The 18,425-nt window shown below is 43.1% G+C and carries 17 protein-coding genes; 13 read left to right on the top strand and 4 right to left on the bottom strand.

What is annotated here, in order from left to right:
- Positions 1-35 precede the first annotated feature (35 nt).
- The 13 genes from A587_RS0104500 to A587_RS25435 all read left to right on the top strand — a co-directional run bounded on the left by A587_RS0104500 (position 36) and on the right by A587_RS25435 (position 15,458).
- Complete coding sequence (locus A587_RS0104500) at positions 36-299, top strand: DUF4212 domain-containing protein (RefSeq protein WP_010607553.1); 264 nt, start codon at positions 36-38, stop codon at positions 297-299.
- 11 nt (positions 300-310) lie between these two features.
- Positions 311-2,035, top strand: a complete 1,725-nt coding sequence (locus tag A587_RS0104495; RefSeq protein WP_017216580.1) for a sodium:solute symporter family protein — start codon at positions 311-313, stop codon at positions 2,033-2,035.
- 90 nt (positions 2,036-2,125) lie between these two features.
- The gene (locus A587_RS0104490; protein WP_017216579.1) at positions 2,126-3,964 is read left to right on the top strand and encodes a DUF294 nucleotidyltransferase-like domain-containing protein; all 1,839 of its coding nucleotides are present in this window, start codon (positions 2,126-2,128) and stop codon (positions 3,962-3,964) included.
- Positions 3,965-3,967: 3 nt separating this feature from the next.
- On the top strand, positions 3,968-4,585 hold the full coding sequence (locus tag A587_RS0104485; RefSeq protein WP_017216578.1) for a 3'-5' exonuclease: 618 nt from the start codon (positions 3,968-3,970) through the stop codon (positions 4,583-4,585).
- Positions 4,586-4,694: 109 nt separating this feature from the next.
- Positions 4,695-5,705, top strand: coding sequence for an erythrose-4-phosphate dehydrogenase (gene epd, locus A587_RS0104480; RefSeq protein ID WP_017216577.1), 1,011 nt, complete (start codon positions 4,695-4,697; stop codon positions 5,703-5,705).
- 127 nt (positions 5,706-5,832) lie between these two features.
- Positions 5,833-7,011, top strand: a complete 1,179-nt coding sequence (locus A587_RS0104475) for a phosphoglycerate kinase (protein ID WP_017216576.1) — start codon at positions 5,833-5,835, stop codon at positions 7,009-7,011.
- A gap of 198 nt (positions 7,012-7,209) precedes the next feature.
- On the top strand, positions 7,210-8,274 hold the full coding sequence (fba, locus tag A587_RS0104470) for a class II fructose-bisphosphate aldolase (protein WP_017216575.1): 1,065 nt from the start codon (positions 7,210-7,212) through the stop codon (positions 8,272-8,274).
- A 529-nt stretch (positions 8,275-8,803) separates the two neighbouring features.
- Complete coding sequence (locus A587_RS0104465; RefSeq protein WP_017216574.1) at positions 8,804-9,757, top strand: porin; 954 nt, start codon at positions 8,804-8,806, stop codon at positions 9,755-9,757.
- Between the two features lie 300 nt (positions 9,758-10,057).
- Complete coding sequence (phoB, locus tag A587_RS0104460; RefSeq protein WP_010378755.1) at positions 10,058-10,747, top strand: phosphate regulon transcriptional regulator PhoB; 690 nt, start codon at positions 10,058-10,060, stop codon at positions 10,745-10,747.
- Between the two features lie 51 nt (positions 10,748-10,798).
- Entirely contained in the window at positions 10,799-12,127 is a 1,329-nt protein-coding gene (gene phoR, locus A587_RS0104455) for a phosphate regulon sensor histidine kinase PhoR (protein ID WP_010378759.1), read from the top strand.
- Between the two features lie 77 nt (positions 12,128-12,204).
- Entirely contained in the window at positions 12,205-13,173 is a 969-nt protein-coding gene (locus A587_RS0104450; RefSeq protein ID WP_017216573.1) for a PstS family phosphate ABC transporter substrate-binding protein, read from the top strand.
- 209 nt (positions 13,174-13,382) lie between these two features.
- Positions 13,383-15,005, top strand: a complete 1,623-nt coding sequence (locus A587_RS0104445; RefSeq protein ID WP_017216572.1) for a methyl-accepting chemotaxis protein — start codon at positions 13,383-13,385, stop codon at positions 15,003-15,005.
- A 192-nt stretch (positions 15,006-15,197) separates the two neighbouring features.
- On the top strand, positions 15,198-15,458 hold the full coding sequence (locus A587_RS25435) for a hypothetical protein (protein WP_083838432.1): 261 nt from the start codon (positions 15,198-15,200) through the stop codon (positions 15,456-15,458).
- Here A587_RS25435 and A587_RS0104440 read toward each other — a convergent pair.
- From A587_RS0104440 to panC, 4 genes are all read right to left on the bottom strand, one after another.
- Positions 15,348-15,755 carry a phosphate ABC transporter substrate-binding protein gene (locus tag A587_RS0104440; protein ID WP_010378767.1) on the bottom strand — a complete coding sequence of 136 codons (408 nt, stop codon included), beginning with the start codon at positions 15,753-15,755 and terminating at the stop codon, positions 15,348-15,350. The genes A587_RS25435 and A587_RS0104440 overlap by 111 nt on opposite strands.
- Positions 15,756-15,766: 11 nt before the next feature.
- A complete protein-coding gene (locus A587_RS0104435; protein ID WP_017216571.1) occupies positions 15,767-16,960 on the bottom strand; it encodes a porin in 1,194 nt (397 codons plus the stop codon).
- Positions 16,961-17,290: 330 nt separating this feature from the next.
- Positions 17,291-17,521 carry a hypothetical protein gene (locus A587_RS0104430; protein ID WP_017216570.1) on the bottom strand — a complete coding sequence of 77 codons (231 nt, stop codon included), beginning with the start codon at positions 17,519-17,521 and terminating at the stop codon, positions 17,291-17,293.
- Positions 17,522-17,530: 9 nt separating this feature from the next.
- Complete coding sequence (gene panC / locus A587_RS0104425) at positions 17,531-18,379, bottom strand: pantoate--beta-alanine ligase (RefSeq protein WP_017216569.1); 849 nt, start codon at positions 18,377-18,379, stop codon at positions 17,531-17,533.
- Positions 18,380-18,425 lie beyond the last annotated feature (46 nt).

The following is an 18,425-nucleotide window of genomic DNA, read 5'->3' as shown; positions in this document are numbered from 1 at the left end:
TGCTCTATGTTGGAGCGGGTGATAGGAGATTTAAAATGGCTTTTAAAAGTGAAGAACAAGCGAAAGCATATTGGTCAGAAAATCTCGCCTTGATGTTTAAGCTACTCGCTATTTGGTTTGTCGTCTCATTTGGATTTGGCATTCTGTTAGTTGATGTGCTCAACGAAGTTCGTTTTTTTGGATTTAAACTCGGATTTTGGTTTTCTCAGCAAGGCGCAATTTATACTTTTGTTGCGTTAATTTTTGTCTACGTTTCAAAAATGAATGCGTTAGACAAAAAATATGGCGTGGATGAGTGAGGAGCTAATCGATGGATGTTCAAATTTTAACTTTTATTATCGTCGGCCTTAGTTTTGCGCTCTATATCGGTATCGCTATCTGGGCGAGAGCTGGGTCCACGAATGAATTCTATGTTGCTGGCGGCGGTGTACCTCCTGTTGCAAATGGTATGGCAACTGCAGCAGATTGGATGAGTGCCGCGTCCTTTATTTCAATGGCGGGGATTATTTCCTTCGCTGGTTACGACGGCGGTGTTTACCTGATGGGGTGGACCGGTGGTTATGTATTACTTGCTCTGTGTTTAGCTCCTTACTTGCGTAAATTTGGTAAGTTTACGGTACCGGATTTTATCGGTGATCGTTACTATTCTCAGGTTGCACGTGTGGTTGCGATCCTTTGTGCTATCTTTATCTGCTTTACCTATATTGCCGGCCAAATGCGTGGTGTTGGTGTAGTGTTCTCTCGTTTCCTAGAAGTGGATATTGAAACGGGTGTTTACATCGGTATGGTGATTGTATTCTTCTACGCGGTACTTGGTGGTATGAAGGGGATCACTTATACACAGGTCGCTCAATATTGTGTACTTGTCTTTGCTTACTTAGTTCCTGCTATTTTTATCTCCCTGATGATGACGGGCCATTTACTACCACAAACCGGTTTTGGTGCAACGTTGGCTGATGGCTCGGGCACCTATCTACTCGACAAGCTAGATGGACTCAGTACCGAACTCGGCTTTGCGCAGTACACCGAAGGTTCTAAGAGTATGGTTGATGTGTTCGCTATTACCGCTGCACTTATGGTTGGTACTGCAGGTCTGCCACATGTAATCGTTCGCTTCTTCACCGTTCCTAGAGTAAAAGACACTCGTATTTCAGCCGCTTGGACCTTAGTGTTTATCGCTATCGTATATACAACTGCACCTGCTGTTGCGTCATTCGCTCGTGTGAATATGATCGACACGATTAACGGTAAAGATGGTAGTGGCACGGTATATGAAGAAGCACCACAGTGGGTGAAAAACTGGGAAAGAACAGGCCTTATCGTATTCAATGATAAGAATGGTGACGGCAAAATGCAGTACTCTGCAGGCAAGATTGATGATCCTGCAAGTGCAAACGAAGTGAAGATTGACCGCGATATTATGGTATTGGCGAATCCAGAAATTGCGAATCTGCCTGCGTGGGTGATTGCATTGGTCGCTGCAGGTGGTATTGCAGCAGCGCTATCGACAACCGCTGGTTTGCTACTGGTTATTTCAACATCGGTATCACATGATTTGTTGAAGCGTACCATTAAGCCGGATATCAACGATAAACAAGAATTGCTGGCTGCGCGCTTAGCGGCGATGGTCGCTATCGCAATCTCAGCATACTTTGGTATAAACCCACCTGGGTTTGTCGCCTCGGTGGTTGCATTTGCCTTTGGTTTGGCTGCGGCGAGTTTCTTCCCTGCAATTATCATGGGGATATTCTCTAAGCGAATGAATAAAGAAGGTGCGATTGCCGGCATGGTAACGGGTATAGGTTTCACTGCGGCTTATATTATTTACTTTAAGTTTGTCAGCCCTGAGCTAAATGCCCCAGCAAACTGGTTGTTTGGGATTTCTCCTGAAGGGATCGGTATTGTCGGTATGCTAGTGAACTTCGTTGTAGCTGCACTGGTTATGAAGGTGACTGCGGATACACCTGAAGAAGTTAAAGTGATGGTTGATGGGATCCGTAACCCTAAAGGATCTAGCGCTGCTCACGCACACTAAGCAATACTAATCGAATTTGCCCAGCCAGCGTGCTGGGCAAATTTGTTTTTGATAGTGCAAAATTGTAGATGATTAAAAGGACAGTTAGGTATGACGCCAGAAATTCAAGATGTCTTTCAGTTTGTTTATAAACAAGCCCCGTTTTCTGAATTGCCCGAAGCGGCTGCCAGCTACTTTTCAAAACACATCGAAATTGTTTATCTTAGCCAGACGAATCAACAAGATTGGCTTCAAGATGGTAAGCCAAATCTATATCTGCTGCGCTCTGGTGTGGTTGATCTTATCTCAGCTAAAGACGAGGTCATTGGTCGTATGAGTGAGGGAGACTACTTTGGTTATCCTTCTTTATTAACCGGTGATGCCATTCAAAATCGCATCGAAGTTCAAAAAGATGGCTTGGTTTACATTCTCAATGAGCAGAACTTTGATTTTTTGCGCCGAGAATACAAACCTTTTGAGCAATACTTTGTTAGAGCACACGCTAACCGACTACTTTCTTCTCGTTATAAACAGCAAAGCGAAACTTGGTCAGAACGGAAAATATCTGAGCTAATGACTAAAGACGCGGTTACTATCGGGCCGACAGCAAGTATTCGTGAAGCTGCCAAATTGATGAGCCAGCATCGTGTTTCATCAATTATGGTCACGGAGCAAGCGCGCTTGGTTGGCGTTGTGACGGATAGAGATCTGCGTAATCGAGTTCTAGCGCAAGACAAAGATCCTAGCGCTCCACTTGCTGAGATCATGACGGAAAAGCCAAAGCATATCTTTGAAAACAATCGTGTGTTTTCAGCCCTGCATTTAATGCTTAAGCACAATATTCATCATTTGCCAGTGTTAAATGAAGCATATAAACCACTGGGCATGCTGACCAGCACCGATCTGCTGAGACAGCAAAAAAGTGATCCAGTGCAGCTTATCGGCAGGATCTATAAAGCACAAAACCTTTTGGCTATCAAAAGCTGTGCTCAAGAGATCCCGGATCTATTACGTCAATTTTCCTATCATATCGAAGATATTTCATTGATTGGCAAACTACTAAGCGGCCTCACTGATGCACTAACATCAAGATTAATCTATTTATATCAACAGCAACATGGCGCCGCGCCTTGCCGCTTTGCGTGGATCTGTTTTGGCTCTCAGGCACGGGAAGAGCAGACCTTACATTCAGATCAGGACAATGGTTTATTGCTACCAGACAATATCAGCGAAAACGATAGTCGTTATTTTGCTGCTTTAGGCGCGTTTGTCTGTGAGCAACTCAACGAGTGCGGTATTCAATCTTGCCCGGGAAATATCATGGCTAGTAATATAGATTGCCGTGGCACAGTTGCCCAGTGGACCGCCAAATTTAGCAATTGGATCTTGTCTCCTACGCCAAAAGCGATGCTTAATTGCAAGATCTACTTTGATATGCGTTTTATTGATGGCGCCAGCGATCTCTATGCGACCCTTCGCCAATCTTTGGATCAGATCAGTCGGAATGAGCTGTTTTATGCGGCAATGGCGACAGACATCAACGCAAATTCGGTACCGATCGGGATCTTTCAACAATTTAAACTGGAAAAAGACAAGAGCAAACATAAGTATTTAGATCTTAAAAAACGTGGGGTTGCTATTATCAACGATGTGGTTAGGTTGTATGCGCTAAAGGTTGGTGTTGCAAGGGCTAACACATTAGAGCGGCTAGAGGCACTGACTAAAAGCCCATTACTTGCCAAGTCGGATATCGACAATCTAAAAGACTGCTGGCGATTCTTAACACAATTGCGGTTAAAGACCCAAATCAACCGTGAAGGATTACCAGGAAATTGTATTAACCCAGAAAACCTCTCTTCTCTTGAGCGCCATCAACTCAAAGAAGCATTTTATTTAGTCAAACAAGCACAGCAGGCGAGTGCGTTTAAGTTTGCTCGAGGGAGTTTATAAGCAATGAACTGGTTTTCTCACTCTGTTGCTAAGTGGCGCTATAAACATCTGCCGTTTGCGCAAGCCGAGTTGGTGGTGCTAGACCTTGAACTCACCGGGCTTGACCCTAAGCGCCATGAAATAGTGTCGGCTGGTTGGTTGCCGATTAAACATATGCGGATCCAAGTGAAAGATGCGCAGTATCACTTGAACAGTGAAGTGCGAACGCTTGCACAAAGTCCAGTTTTCCACGGTATTGATAGTAGTCGATTGGCTGAAGGCGAGTCCTTACAAACTTTGTTGCTGGCGCTTCAGCGCGCGCTCCACGGTAAAGTGTTAGTATGTCACAACGTACAGATGGATTGGGCGTTTCTTAAGGCGGCATTTCAGCGCTTTGAGCTAAACGTAAGACCTGCCTTGCTGTTAGATACCATGCAGATAGATAAGCGTCGCGTGTTAAAGCAAGGCTATCCGTTGGCGCAGGATGCATTAACACTAAACGCTTGTAGAATGCGTTATGGTTTACCTCCTCATCAATTGCATGATGCGCTTAGTGATGCTTTAGCGACAGCGGAGCTACTGTTGGCGCAATCTCAGGCCATTTGTGCTGGTGGTAAATGTAAAATTGCGGATTTAACTTGAGTTAAAAAATTGCCCTAGCCCCTTACACATTTCACTCAGGTCGATTACAATAGCGCCATCAAAACGAAGGGGAACTTTCGTACTTGCGACTTCATGGATTTTCAATTTAATGACAATCAAGCTTGCAATTAATGGCTTTGGTCGAATAGGGCGTAATATCGTAAGAGCACTCTATGAGTCAGGTCGTCACCACGAAATACAAATTGTAGCCATCAATGAGTTGGCGGATCCTAAAGGGATCGCGCATCTTCTAAAATACGATACCTCACATGGGCGTTTTGCTTTTCCAGTTTCGTTAACAGAATCTTTTTTGGAAGTAGCTGAGGATAAGATCCAGCTATTTTCAGAGCCAGATCCAAGTCACTTGCCTTGGCGCGCGCTGGATGTTGATGTGGTGCTCGATTGCACTGGCGTCTATCATTCTCGTCAGCACGCACTTGCGCATATTCAGGCAGGGGCAAAGAAAGTACTGTTTTCACACCCCGCGGATGCTGATGTTGATGCGACGGTGATTTTCGGTATCAACGAAGAGATATTGTCACCTGAGCACACCATTGTGTCTAACGGCTCATGCACAACAAACTGTATTGTTCCGGTAATTAAAGTGCTAGACGATAAGTTTGGTGTTGAGTCTGGTGCTATTACGACTATTCACGCCTCTATGCATGATCAACAAGTGATTGATGCTTATCACAGTGATTTGCGGCGTACGCGCGCGGCAAGCCAATCCATCATTCCTGTTGATACTAAGCTGGCTCGCGGTATTGAGCGTATTTTACCTAAGTTCCAAGGTCGTTTTGAGGCGATCGCGGTACGGGTGCCAACAATCAATGTTACGGCGATGGATCTGAGCGTTACGCTCAATGAAAATGTCACAATTGATGCGGTAAACTCGGTTCTAAAGCAGGCCGCTGGTGGTCGTTTAGAAGGGGTGCTGAGCTACACTGAAGAGCCGCTAGTGTCGGTTGATTTTAATCACGATCCACATTCTTGTATTATCGATGGTACGCAAACTCGAGTGAGTCACAAGCGCTTAGTTAAGCTGCTAGTTTGGTGTGATAACGAGTGGGGTTTTGCTAATCGTATGCTTGATACCGCTTGCGTGATGATGCGTGGCTAATCATTTGTTTCAGACGCTGTTATAATCAAATTGTCTGCACAAAATTAAAACAATAATTCAAACCGAGGTGGCAAACGATTGCTGCCTTGTAGATAACAAAATGTATCGTTCTTTAAGGAGATGTCCAATGTCAGTCATTAAGATGGCGGATTTAGATTTAAACGGCAAGCGTGTGTTGATCCGCGAAGACCTAAATGTGCCAATTAAAGATGGCAAAGTCGCGTCGGACGCGCGGATCCGTGCTGCACTACCTAGTATCAAATTAGCACTAGAAAAAGGCGCTAAAGTGATGGTGATGTCTCACCTTGGTCGTCCAACCGAGGGTGAGTATGATGCACAATACTCTATGCAGCCGGTTGTGGATTATCTTAATGATGCGTTATCTCAAGATGTACGTTTAGTGACTGACTATCTTGACGGCGTGGATGTACAAGACAATGAAGTTATCGTATTCGAAAACGTGCGTTTTAACGTTGGCGAGAAGAAAGATGATGAAGTACTTGCGAAAAAACTAGCAGCGCTTTGTGATGTCTACGTGATGGATGCCTTTGGTACTGCGCACCGCGCACAGGCTTCAACACATGGTGTTGGCTTGTACGCTGAGGTAGCTTGTGCAGGTCCATTGCTTGCAGCTGAACTCGACGCGCTTGGCAAAGCACTAGATAATCCAGCTCGTCCTTTGGTGGCCATCGTTGGCGGCTCTAAAGTATCAACCAAACTAACCGTGCTTGATTCATTGTCTAAGGTTGTTGATCAACTCGTGACTGGTGGCGGTATCGCGAATACTTTCATAGCTGCAGCGGGTAACCCTGTTGGTAAGTCGTTGTATGAAGCGGATTTGATCCCTGAAGCGAACAAGCTAGTGGCTGCTGCCAGAGCGAATGACGGCGATATTCCTGTTCCGACTGATGTGGTTGTAGGTAATGAGTTTTCAGAATCTGCAGTTGCTACCATTAAAGATGTAAGCGAAGTTTCAGACGAAGACATGATCTTCGACATCGGTCCTGATACAGCAACTCAACTTGCTGATATCATTGCAAATGCTGGCACTGTGGTTTGGAATGGCCCTGTGGGCGTATTCGAATTTGACCAATTTGGTAATGGTACTGAAGCGATTGCCAATGCCATCGCTAAGTCGTCAGCATTCTCAATTGCTGGTGGTGGTGATACGTTAGCTGCTATCGATAAGTATGGTGTTGAGCAAGATATCTCTTATATTTCTACAGGTGGTGGTGCTTTCCTTGAATTCTTAGAAGGTAAAACGCTTCCTGCGGTCGCCATGCTTGAGCAGCGAGCTAGACACTAAAATTGATTGAGGTAGCGTTAAGCTGCCTCTTAATATCAGGTAAACATCACTCTCTCACATACTTGATGTTTGCTTGACGACGCGTAGCGTCCGGTTAGCCAACAAATAAAGTGGTTAACCTTATCAGCATTGGCTGGTGTAAACATATTATCCGTTCAAACCGATAGCGGTGGCTATCAACAATTGGAGAAAAGCAATATGGCTTTAATCAGTATGCGTCAACTTCTCGATCATGCAGCTGAGCATGGTTATGGCGTTCCGGCATTTAACGTGAATAACCAAGAGCAAATGCGTGCGATCATGGAAGCTGCGGACAAGACAAATAGTCCGGTTATCGTGCAAGGTTCTGCTGGTGCACGCAAATATGCTGGTGCACCATTTATCCGCCACATGATTTTAGCGGCTGCAGAAGAATGGCCTCATATTCCAGTTGTAATGCACCAAGATCATGGTACTTCACCTGCTGTATGTCAGCGTTCTATTCAACTTGGTTTCTCATCAGTCATGATGGACGGCTCTCTAATGGAAGACGGTAAAACGCCTTCAAGCTACGAGTATAATGTGGACGTTACTCGCCGTACCGTTGAAATGGCGCACGCGTGTGGCGTGTCTGTTGAGGGTGAACTAGGTGTACTTGGTTCTCTTGAAACTGGTGAAGCTGGTGAAGAAGACGGTATTGGCGCTGAAGGTAAATTAACAGAAGATCAGCTACTAACAGATCCTGAAGAAGCTGCAGACTTCGTCAAGAAAACCAATGTAGATGCGCTTGCTATTGCATGTGGTACATCACACGGTGCTTATAAATTTACTCGTCCACCAACGGGCGATATCTTAGCAATTAACCGCATCAAAGAAATCCACGCTCGTATTCCTGATACTCACTTAGTAATGCATGGTTCGTCTTCAGTTCCGCAGGACTGGTTAGCAATCATCAATGAGTTTGGTGGTGAAATCCCTGAGACTTACGGTGTACCGGTTGAGCAAATTGTTGAAGGTATTAAATTCGGTGTTCGTAAAGTTAATATCGATACCGATCTACGTTTAGCATCAACAGGTGCTATTCGTCGCCACCTTGCGCAAAACCCAAGCAATTTCGATCCACGCAAATTCTTAGCGGAAGCGACGAAAGCGATGACTGAGATCTGTATTGCGCGCTACGAAGCGTTCGGTACAGCAGGTCAAGCAGCTAAGATCAAGCCAATTTCACTTGATGATATGCACTTGAGATATCTAACAGGTGAGTTAGATCCTAAAGTGAAATAACTTACCGGATCAAAATTTGACTAAGTAAAATTGTGCATCGCACTTTGATACTTCAAAAAGCCTCTGAAATAGAGGCTTTTTTGTATCTGATCCTTGATTGGAAGCCAATGTTCAATAGGGCTTGCAAGGTGAAAATATACTTAGATCGCCATTTTACTAGCGAGGTAAATAGGGATCAGATCTTTACTAACAAAGATCATTGTTTGACTAAGTAGGTATATTTCAAAAACTCAGATCAATAAGTTAGCTTCGCTTAGATCATTTTTATACCAACTTGATCCAGCGTGAAGCAGCAATAGGTTAGTAAGAAAATGATCTTTGGGACGATCTTGTTAGTAAAAACCTGATCCTGATACTGGATGAACCCTATCAGTTAATAAAATACTGATCCCGGAGTCAGTTTCTTGATCTCCAGCTAAAAGTGTCTAACTTTAAAAATACGAGATCTGTTCGCTACCTCCTCTCTGTCTGGCTTCAGCATCTCAAACCTTGTTGTACTGCGCCCAAATACTATCCAAGGTGATCAAAGATGAAAATGAAATACCTACCATTTGTTGCTCTAAGCCTTTGCTCTATGAGTGTCTGCAGTTATGCAAACGAAGCTGTATCTCTATACGGTAGAGCTCATGTCGGTGTACAGAATTCTGATAAAGATGGTGACAGCGATACTTCAATTGAAAGCTACAACTCTCGCATGGGATTAAAGGGAGCTGCAAAGCTGCAAGAAGGACTTGAGATTTTTTATAAATATGAATTCCAAGTAGAGATCACGGATCAAGACAAAGATGGTAAATCAGGTGATAACCTTACCGCACGCTCTCAGTATCTTGGGGTTAAAGGTAGCTATGGTCAGCTCCTGATCGGCCGTGATGATACACCGATGAAAAAGTCGCAAGGCAAAGTGGACTTAATGAATGACTTTTCTGGTGATATTAATTCGTTCTTTGTTGGTGAAAATCGCCTTGGTGACACCGTGCAATATACGACTCCAGCGATCAATCATTTGCAGTTTACGGTGAGTTATATTGCCGAAGACAACAGCAAACAAAACGGCGAAGATGGCTTATCTTTGTCGGCAAGTTACGGTGATAGCAAACTCAAGAAAACCAATGTATATGTTGCTGTTGCCCATGATAATAAAGTGGCGGGACAAGACATTAATCGCGTGACGGTACAAGGAAAGCTGGGGGACTTTAAACTCGGTGGTATGTATCAACAGAATGAAGCAATAGATAGTGATGAGGAAGTAGATAGTTTTATGGTGAGCGCTGCTTACCAGATTGAGTCATATACCTTACTTGCCCAGTATCAAGATTCGGATGGGGCTGCAGGTAAGCTGAAAGACTCTGGCAATGCAGCCTCTGTGGGTGTGGAAAAAAGTTTAAGTAAACAAGCTCGTATGTATCTTTGGTATTCGAAATTTTCTTTGGATAACAACGAAGATCACAACACGATGGCGGTCACATTGAGATATGACTTTTAATTTACAAAGGCGTAAGGCGATTTACAAAAGGCGTGCTGATTTTGCGGTGAATTGCAGCGTCGCTTTTATTGTATGGCTTGGAGGTCTTAGTCCATATTTCGAAAACACTATTTTGAAACCAATATTTAGCATAAAATATTTTTAAAATCATATGACTATAAATAAATAAGGTATTCCCTTTGTAGCCAAAAAAGAGATTTTTTTGGCTTGTTTTGCGTTTACACGTTACACTTTCATAAAAATGTCACAGTTAGTCATAATAATGACATCAACAACGTCGGTAACGAGAGAACATTGGGAATGTCACGTAAAGTACTTGTAGTTGATGATGAAGCACCTATCAGAGAAATGTTGGTGTTCGTACTAGAGCAAAATGGTTTTCAAGCAATTGAAGCGGAAGACTATGATTCAGCAGTTGCTGCTATGGTAGAGCCTTATCCAGATATGGTGCTACTAGACTGGATGCTGCCAGGAGGCAGTGGTATTCAAATTGCTAAAAAGTTTAAGCAAAGTGAATATACCCGTCAGATCCCAATCATCATGCTAACGGCAAGAGGTGAAGAGGAAGACAAAGTTAAAGGATTAGAGGTTGGTGCGGACGATTATGTGACAAAGCCTTTCTCTCCCAAAGAGCTAATGGCTCGTATCAAAGCGGTAATGCGCCGAGTTTCACCGACGTCGCTAGAAGAAGCGATAGAAGTTCACGGATTACGTCTAGACCCTATTTCTCACCGAGTGACATCTGCGGGCACTGAGTTAGATATGGGGCCAACAGAGTTTCGTTTATTACATTTCTTCATGACACACCCTGAACGTGTTTATAGCCGTGAACAGCTGTTAGATCACGTATGGGGCACTAACGTGTACGTTGAAGATCGCACTGTAGACGTTCATATTCGTCGCTTACGTAAAGCTATCGCACCGCTTGGTCACGATCGCTTAGTGCAAACCGTACGTGGTGCAGGTTACCGCTTTTCGAGTAAACTGTAATTAGTATTCCAAGAGGAACTGAATTATTTGGTTCCTAAATGGATTTAGTCTATGTATCGAGTGATTGATAAACAGGCGTTAACAAGACGCCTGTTTTTGTATTTCCTACCACTAGCCTTAATTGGCTATTTAGTCAGTGCACCTTTTCTGTTTCTTTTTATCGGTGCTTTCGTCTTATTAGTTTGGCATTACAAACAACTCTATCGTTTGAGCGACTGGCTGCTCAACCAACGTAGTTTTAATCCACCTGAAGGTAAGGGCGCTTGGGAACAAGTGTTTGAAGGGATCTATCAACTTCAGCAACGTAATCGCAAAAAGCGTAATGAACTCGCTGAACTGATCCGACGCTTTCGTGAGGGGGCTGAAGCTATCCCTGACGCTGTCGTTGTACTGCAACAAGATCTCAGTATTGTGTGGTGTAACCAATTAGCCTTGAAAGTGTTAGGTTTGCAATGGCCTACAGATCATGGTCAAAGATTAGATAACCTTATCCGCGATCCTAAATTTGTAAAATACATGCATGAACATCGCTTTGATGAAGCATTAGAGCTTGAGACTGGGCTTGCACATGAGCAAGTGTTGGAAATACGAGTCATGCCTTATGCCGAACAGCTTATGCTAGTGGCGCGTGATGTTAGCCGACTAAAGCAATTAGAGCAGATGCGCAAAGACTTTGTCGCAAACGTATCTCATGAACTAAGGACGCCCCTAACCGTCATGGCTGGCTACCTAGAGATGATGGATAGCGATAATATGCCACCCCCCGCTATGTGGGCTAAAGCACATGGCACTATGATAGATCAGTGTAAACGGATGGATAGTCTGGTAAATCAACTTCTTTCCTTGTCTCGAATCGAAGGGGCGAGAAAGCAAGACAATGACAAAGCCGTGAATATACCTGCCATGCTTGATCTCATTCATACCGAAGCGAAGTCACTTAATCAGGAAAAGGGCCATGAGCTCATTTTTGATATTGATCCGACTTTGGATATCAAAGGGGCTGGGGATGAGTTACGTAGTGCTTACTCAAATTTAATTTTTAATGCTATTCATTACACCAAACCCGGTGGGCACATTCATGTACGTTGGTATTTAGAAAACGACTTGCCGACGTTTAGTGTTGTCGATAATGGCGATGGTATCGCGCCTGAACACATTAACAGACTAACTGAACGTTTTTACCGTGTGGATAAAGCACGAAGTCGAAAAACAGGTGGCTCGGGCCTTGGTTTAGCAATTACTAAACATGTGTTGTCTCGCCATGACTCAGCTTTACATATTGAAAGCAAAGTGGGTGAAGGCTCTCGTTTTTGGTTTGCTTTCCCCAAACAAAAGCGAATTTTTATGACAAACGATGAAAGTCATAAAAGTGTAATTTAAGGGTAATTTTATTGTCATTTTATCGCTGCACAATGAGCTGCGTAAAATAACTGGGACCAACAACTGGAGTGACCCCAATGAAATTTAAAAGCTTAGTTGCCGCAATGGGTGTGGCTATTACTACATTAGTTTCTACTCAAGTATCTGCTTTAGACGAAAAGTTACCAGAGTATAATAAAACCAGCGGTATCTCAGGAAACTTCTCTTCTGTAGGTTCTGATACGCTTGCTAACATGATGACGTTTTGGGCAGAAGAATATAAAAGAATTTACCCTAACGTAAATATCCAAATCCAAGCTGCTGGTTCTTCTACTGCGCCACCAGCACTAACGGAAGCAACGGCAAACTTCGGCCCAATGAGCCGTAAGATGAAGTCAAAAGAAATTGAAGCTTTTGAAAAGCGTTATGGTTATAAGCCAACAGAAATCCGCGTAGCAATTGATGCGCTAGCGGTATTTGTACACAAAGATAACCCAATTGAAGGCTTAACAATTGAACAGGTTGATTCAATCTTCTCTTCGACGCGCAAATGTGGTTCGGCAGCACAGGCAAATCGCTGGAGTGATGTTGGTCTAACGGGTGATTGGGCTGCAAAAGATATTCAGCTTTATGGTCGTAACTCAGTATCTGGTACTTATGGTTACTTCAAGAAAAAAGCACTGTGCAAAGGCGACTTCCGCAATAATGTTAATGAGCAGCCAGGTTCTGCGTCTGTAGTACAGTCTATCTCGTCTTCAGTGAATGCGATTGGTTACTCTGGTATCGGTTATAAAACGTCAGGCGTACGTACCGTACCACTAGCGAAAAAAGGCACGAACTACGTTGATGCAACATTAGAAAATGTGGCACAGGGTAAATACCCACTGTCTCGATTCCTATACCTATATGTGAACAAGCACCCTAATAAAGAATTAGCACCTATCGAGGCTGAATTCTTGAAGATGGTGTTGTCTAAAGAAGGTCAAAAGATTGTTGAGAAAGACGGTTATGTCCCTCTTTCTAGCGAAATGGCGACACGCGAATTGAAAAAGTTAGGTTTACTTTAATCAATTACTCAACCCGCTAATTACTTGTTGTTATTGATGCCGCTCATTGAGCGGCATTTTTTATTTTCACACTTCTATGTTCCCAGATTGAATAATTTGTTTAAATCTTCATCCTCAAGCGGCAAAAAAGCTGGAAATATTCTATATTTAGTTAAAATTTATAATAAATCAGTCGATAATGAACTCGTCTTACTTCAAAAGGTGTATATATGAGTCTAGGTACTGCTTTTGCTGATCTTAGTATCACCAAAAAGATCCACGCAATTACGCTCGTTGCGGTTGTCGCTTTTGTGGTTATCGTGTTTGTTAATTACAACGCTATTAGTTCTAACCAAAGGGCCTTAAACGAATTAGAGGAGCAGACATACAAAATTCTTAACCTCGCCACAGAAAACGCAAATAAGCTGCAGAATTTAGATGAGCTATTCACTCAAGCTGTAACCTTCGGGGATGCTGAATTACTAGATAAAGCAAAAGAATATCAACAGCAAATCCAAGCTAACTTGCAAAAAATTGAGTCGGTACAAAGTGGCTTTATGCCCTCAGATAATAGCGACGAACTTGCACAATACGGCAAAATTGCGCAACAAATTGCTGGAGGAATGATAGATGGTACAGCTGATTTTTCCCGTATCCAAGAAGATGCCAAAAAGAAAACCGAGATCTACGAAGGCTTAGTCGCAGATTTTACCAAGGCTAAAACGAATGCGAATGATCGTTTTGTTGAATTACTGCAAAATACCGAAGAGCGCTCAGCAAACGCGCTCACGATAATGTTGATTGTGGCCGTTATTTCTTTACTTGTTTTGGTTTTCTTAGCGGTTGTGATTGCAAGAGGTATTGGTAACTCAGCTAAGGATGCGGCGCAAAATCTGAAACTATTAGCGCAAGGACAGGGTTCCTTGTCCACCACGCTCAATGTGCGCTCTCACGATGAAATTGGCCAAGTATCCATAAACTTCAATGAATTTGTTGCGTTACTAAAAGGGGCGGTTGTCGAGGTGATGAGTGTCGTCGAGCCTTTGATGAAAGACTCAAGTCGTCTTATTCAGGGGATGGAAAAAGCTGAAGGGGCAACGAATCAACAAACGCACGACGCGGAAGTGGTACGTCAATCTATGGAAGAAATGCGGTTAAGTGTGGGTGATATCTCTCACTCGGCGTCACAGGCGTCTGATGCTGCGCAGCTGGCCGAACAGGAAGTTGAACAGAGTAAGCGCCAGATTCAGGTGTCAGTTAGCGAATCACAAGCATTAAGTGAAGAAATTAATCATGCAGCAGAGACGATCAATAAGCTAGCTGATGATACGCAGAACGTGACGCAAATCTTAAATGTGATCACATCAATCGCTGAGCAAACCAATTTACTTGCTTTGAATGCTGCGATTGAGGCGGCTCGTGCTGGTGAGCAAGGTCGAGGTTTTGCGGTGGTTGCCGATGAAGTCCGCGAATTAGCCTCAAGAACAGCAAAGTCGACCAACGAGATAAGAGAGCTTTTAAATGTGCTAACAGAAGCGGCAAATCAAGCGGTGAAAGCAATGACAAGTGCAAGCAGTATGGCAATTAATAATGCTGAAGCTGCAGCACAAACCGGGCAGTCGATTGAGCAGATAGCAGCACAAATCTTGTCAATTAATAGCATGAATGGTCAAATTGCTGCGGCAACGGAAGAGCAGACTTCTGTGGCGGCTATGGTAGTAAATAATGTGACATCTATGCACCAGTCTTTCCAAGACACAATGCAAGCGTTGAATGAAGTACAAGACGTTGCAGAGAATCTCCATGTATTGTCCGACAACTTGAAAGATGCAACCTCAAAATTTAGAGTCTAGGACTTTATCAAAGAGAAATCATAAACGATAAATAAAAACAGCCACATTAAGTGGCTGTTTTTATTTGATAAGGAATATTAGGGCCTGTTTATCTTCCAAGTTTGTTTTTGCAGCAGTTTGATTGGTATTTATACAAGGCAGAGCCTGCGTAGCATAGTCATTCTATGTGAGTCAGGCGAGAACACAGTAGAAATGCCAATCAAGCGCTGCCCTTTGGGTACACCTGAGTGCGCTTTGTTCATTGTTGCTCAACTTTTGCCTAGATCACTAGGCGGCAAGTCGAGCGTCGCGACCAAAACCCACTCAGAAGAACAAAAATCAAACTGCAAAGGTCAACTGGCCCTAGTATTTACCAATCACTTTGACGGCACTGGTTACTTTACTTGCATCAATATAACCAATTGCGTCTGCATTGCTCGAAACGAAATCGATTACCGCTTGGTCGCTATCTAGCTTCTTCGGAGGTGTTCCCTTTCCGGTGAATACTAATTTAGACCAATGAGCATTTAGCTGAGAGCTCGATTTACCAATCACTTTGTCGTTAAATTCGTCAAATACAGCATTGCCATCCTGATTCACAGGGGTCGCACTACTACCATCGGCAAATGATTTGCTTTTGCCAAGGAATAACTTTTTGATAGTACCGTCATCCACAGTCGATGCATTTGCTGAGTTCACGATAACAGCAACATCTGCTAAAGTTGCCTGGCTGGCTAACAGTAGCCCTAAGGTCATTATTTTTTTGATCATATTAGCCTCCGTTAGAATACTAAATCGATACCGAAGCTCAACAGCTCAACTTTTTGATCTGTTAGCGTGTTATCGAATTGGTTTAGTTCAATTTTGAACGCAGCTGATGGATGGAAGTCATAACGAGCACCAATACTCCACGTTTCTGATTCTGCACGAGCGCCTGCAAGCGCACCATTAACAAGTGTTCTTAAATAAGGTGCATTTGGATTGGTTGGATCGGTCGTGACAGGAATGGTTACACCATTTGGAGCGGTGATGGTGAGTGGGACAGAGTTAAACTCGTCGTTCTCATTCTTATCTTCATTGTGTTCGTAGGTTAGGTGGAGTGTCCACGTATCAATCCGATAACCGATAGATGCATAGTACTGTTGCTGTTTAGCAAGTATGCTGTTGTCTACGTCGAACTGAGTGTATTCTGCATCGAACAAGATATCATTATAGTCGATAGAAATACCAATTGCGGCAAAGTAAGCATCATCTTTGTCGACTGCGATGTCATCCGCTTGTTGAGTTAGTCCATAACCAGTCAACCCCGCTAACAATCCAGAGAGTTCAGGACTATTAGCTGCGCTAATGCTCGCTTCGGTAGCAAAGTAGGCCGCACGTGCACTAAACCAATCTCTGCTCAGTGTCCAGTTAATACCTACTGTGTTGTTTAACTCTGCTTCATCTGAGTAGGTGATAGCAACAATGTCGTCATCTACGCTACCTAAAGCCAGCTGTACTGTGCTTTCCCATTCGCCTAATGTTGAGTTGTGGATATAGCTCAATCCGTTATAGGTGCTAAAGCTTAGGTTATATACAGATTGAGGTGGTTTAACCCAACGATATGCATAACCCACATCTAAAAAGTCAGAATAGCGATAGAATGGTATACGCATTTTACCTGCGCTTATCTGTGAAGAATCTGAAATCGCATAGGTTAAGTATGCCCATTCAAACTCGGCATCAAAGTCATTCTGACCACGGCCCACGATCTGTGCTGTGGCAGTTAGACTTTCTTGTAGATCGGCGGAAAGTTGTAGGGCGAATAAGCTACGGTTTTCCATATCAAAATCATTGTTATAGCCATATAGTGTGTCATCACTATCTAGCGTTTGACCACCAATAATGGAAGCAAAACCATTAATTCTGATTTCAGCGGCGCTGTGAAAACTCACTGTCCCAAGCGCTATCGCTAATGCAATTGCTGACTTTTTCATATTGATCCCCATTTTCTTTGCAAAGAGTCGTGTCGGTAACGCTAATTCAAAGCGCTGATATGAGCACAAAAATAGCGTTACTTTTGTCTTAGAGATTAGAATAAAAACCAGAAATAACAAGTTATTAAGAAAAGTTAGTGCTCACTGCTTACATTATTTAGTAAACCAAGTATTGAGCCAAGTTAAGCTGGTGCTGTACGTCTATCTCATCAGACCAGTTTATTGTATCGCAAAATATTCTAAAAAGGTGAATAAAAAATAACAGCGGGAGTTAGAAAGTGTTTGTATTTAAAAGAATATTAAGGGGTCAAGTTGCTAAAAAAGAGCAAACTATCGTTTGCTCTCGGTAATTTTTTCAGCCTGTACTTTGCAGGCATTATACTGCTCAATACATTTATCAGTGCATATCTGTAAAGACATTGTCTCTGGTGTGTTTTGCATCTCACAGCTGCGTTCGCATTGATAATTCTGTTGTGCGCACTGATTCAACTCAGGTGAGATAGAGTTACTGCACCCCAATAGGGTGGTAGAAAGTACTAACAAGGCGAACGCATTTTTCATTATTATTCCTTAGACTGTGACTTGAATATTATCAATCAGTCTGACTTTACCGAGAAAAGCTGCGGCAAGAATGACGAGTTGATTATCTTCGAGTGTAGCAGGTTTCAAGCTATCTTTTTGACAAATGTTAAAATAATCCAACTTTAAACCGGCATTATGCAGCATTTCTGTTGCATTTTTTGTTACCTTCGAAAAATCTTTTTCGCCATTTTCTAAAGCGCCAGCTGCTGTTTTTAGCGCTTGAAAGAGTACTTTAGCAGTATCTTTTTCAGATTCAGAGAGGTAACCATTACGTGAACTCATCGCCAGTCCAGAAACTTCTCTTTGAGTCGCAACACCAATCACTTCAACGGGAATAGACAGGTCTTTCACCATTGTTTTGATGACCTGTAACTGTTGAAAGTCTTTCTCACCAAAGCAGGCAAAATCAGGTTGTACTAAGTTAAACAGTTTTGTGACAACCGTTGCAACGCCACGAAAGTGCCCAGGGCGTGTGCCACCGCAGTGTCCTTCGGATACTCCCGGTACATCAACAAAACTTTGCGCATTTAGTCCGTTTGGATATATGGTTTCAACGGTAGGCGTAAACACAATATCGGTTTCTAGTTCTGCAAGGCCTTGCTTGTCTTGCTCAAGTGTACGTGGGTAGCTGTCGAGGTCTTCGTTCGCACCAAATTGCATTGGGTTTACAAAGATACTGACAACGACTTTATCCGCTAGGGTTTTTGCTTTTTCTACTAAGGAAAAATGACCGCGGTGAAGGTTGCCCATCGTTGGTACGAAGGCAATGCTTAATCCTTGTTGGCGCCAAGCTTTAATCTGGCTTCGTAACGATTTAATCTCAGTAACTGATTGCATGTTGTACTCTAACTCAATAATAACAATACCAACTCAAACAAAACGC

Source organism: Pseudoalteromonas sp. NJ631 (assembly GCF_000276645.1).
Lineage (GTDB): Bacteria > Pseudomonadota > Gammaproteobacteria > Enterobacterales > Alteromonadaceae > Pseudoalteromonas > Pseudoalteromonas piscicida.
The sequence above is the reverse complement of the archived record's forward strand: the minus strand, read 5'-3'. Positions and strand labels throughout refer to the sequence as shown.

Coding starts and splice junctions, on each gene's coding strand:
- A587_RS0104430 (WP_017216570.1), bottom strand. CDS start 17,521: ATGAAAAATGCGTTCGCCTTGTTAGTACTTTCTACCACCCTATTGGGG.
- A587_RS0104465 (WP_017216574.1), top strand. CDS start 8,804: ATGAAAATGAAATACCTACCATTTGTTGCTCTAAGCCTTTGCTCTATG.
- A587_RS0104485 (WP_017216578.1), top strand. CDS start 3,968: ATGAACTGGTTTTCTCACTCTGTTGCTAAGTGGCGCTATAAACATCTG.
- fba (WP_017216575.1), top strand. CDS start 7,210: ATGGCTTTAATCAGTATGCGTCAACTTCTCGATCATGCAGCTGAGCAT.
- A587_RS0104435 (WP_017216571.1), bottom strand. CDS start 16,960: ATGAAAAAGTCAGCAATTGCATTAGCGATAGCGCTTGGGACAGTGAGT.
- A587_RS0104500 (WP_010607553.1), top strand. CDS start 36: ATGGCTTTTAAAAGTGAAGAACAAGCGAAAGCATATTGGTCAGAAAAT.
- phoB (WP_010378755.1), top strand. CDS start 10,058: ATGTCACGTAAAGTACTTGTAGTTGATGATGAAGCACCTATCAGAGAA.
- A587_RS0104495 (WP_017216580.1), top strand. CDS start 311: ATGGATGTTCAAATTTTAACTTTTATTATCGTCGGCCTTAGTTTTGCG.
- A587_RS0104475 (WP_017216576.1), top strand. CDS start 5,833: ATGTCAGTCATTAAGATGGCGGATTTAGATTTAAACGGCAAGCGTGTG.
- A587_RS0104490 (WP_017216579.1), top strand. CDS start 2,126: ATGACGCCAGAAATTCAAGATGTCTTTCAGTTTGTTTATAAACAAGCC.
- A587_RS0104440 (WP_010378767.1), bottom strand. CDS start 15,755: ATGATCAAAAAAATAATGACCTTAGGGCTACTGTTAGCCAGCCAGGCA.
- A587_RS0104450 (WP_017216573.1), top strand. CDS start 12,205: ATGAAATTTAAAAGCTTAGTTGCCGCAATGGGTGTGGCTATTACTACA.
- panC (WP_017216569.1), bottom strand. CDS start 18,379: ATGCAATCAGTTACTGAGATTAAATCGTTACGAAGCCAGATTAAAGCT.
- epd (WP_017216577.1), top strand. CDS start 4,695: ATGACAATCAAGCTTGCAATTAATGGCTTTGGTCGAATAGGGCGTAAT.
- phoR (WP_010378759.1), top strand. CDS start 10,799: ATGTATCGAGTGATTGATAAACAGGCGTTAACAAGACGCCTGTTTTTG.
- A587_RS0104445 (WP_017216572.1), top strand. CDS start 13,383: ATGAGTCTAGGTACTGCTTTTGCTGATCTTAGTATCACCAAAAAGATC.
- A587_RS25435 (WP_083838432.1), top strand. CDS start 15,198: ATGCCAATCAAGCGCTGCCCTTTGGGTACACCTGAGTGCGCTTTGTTC.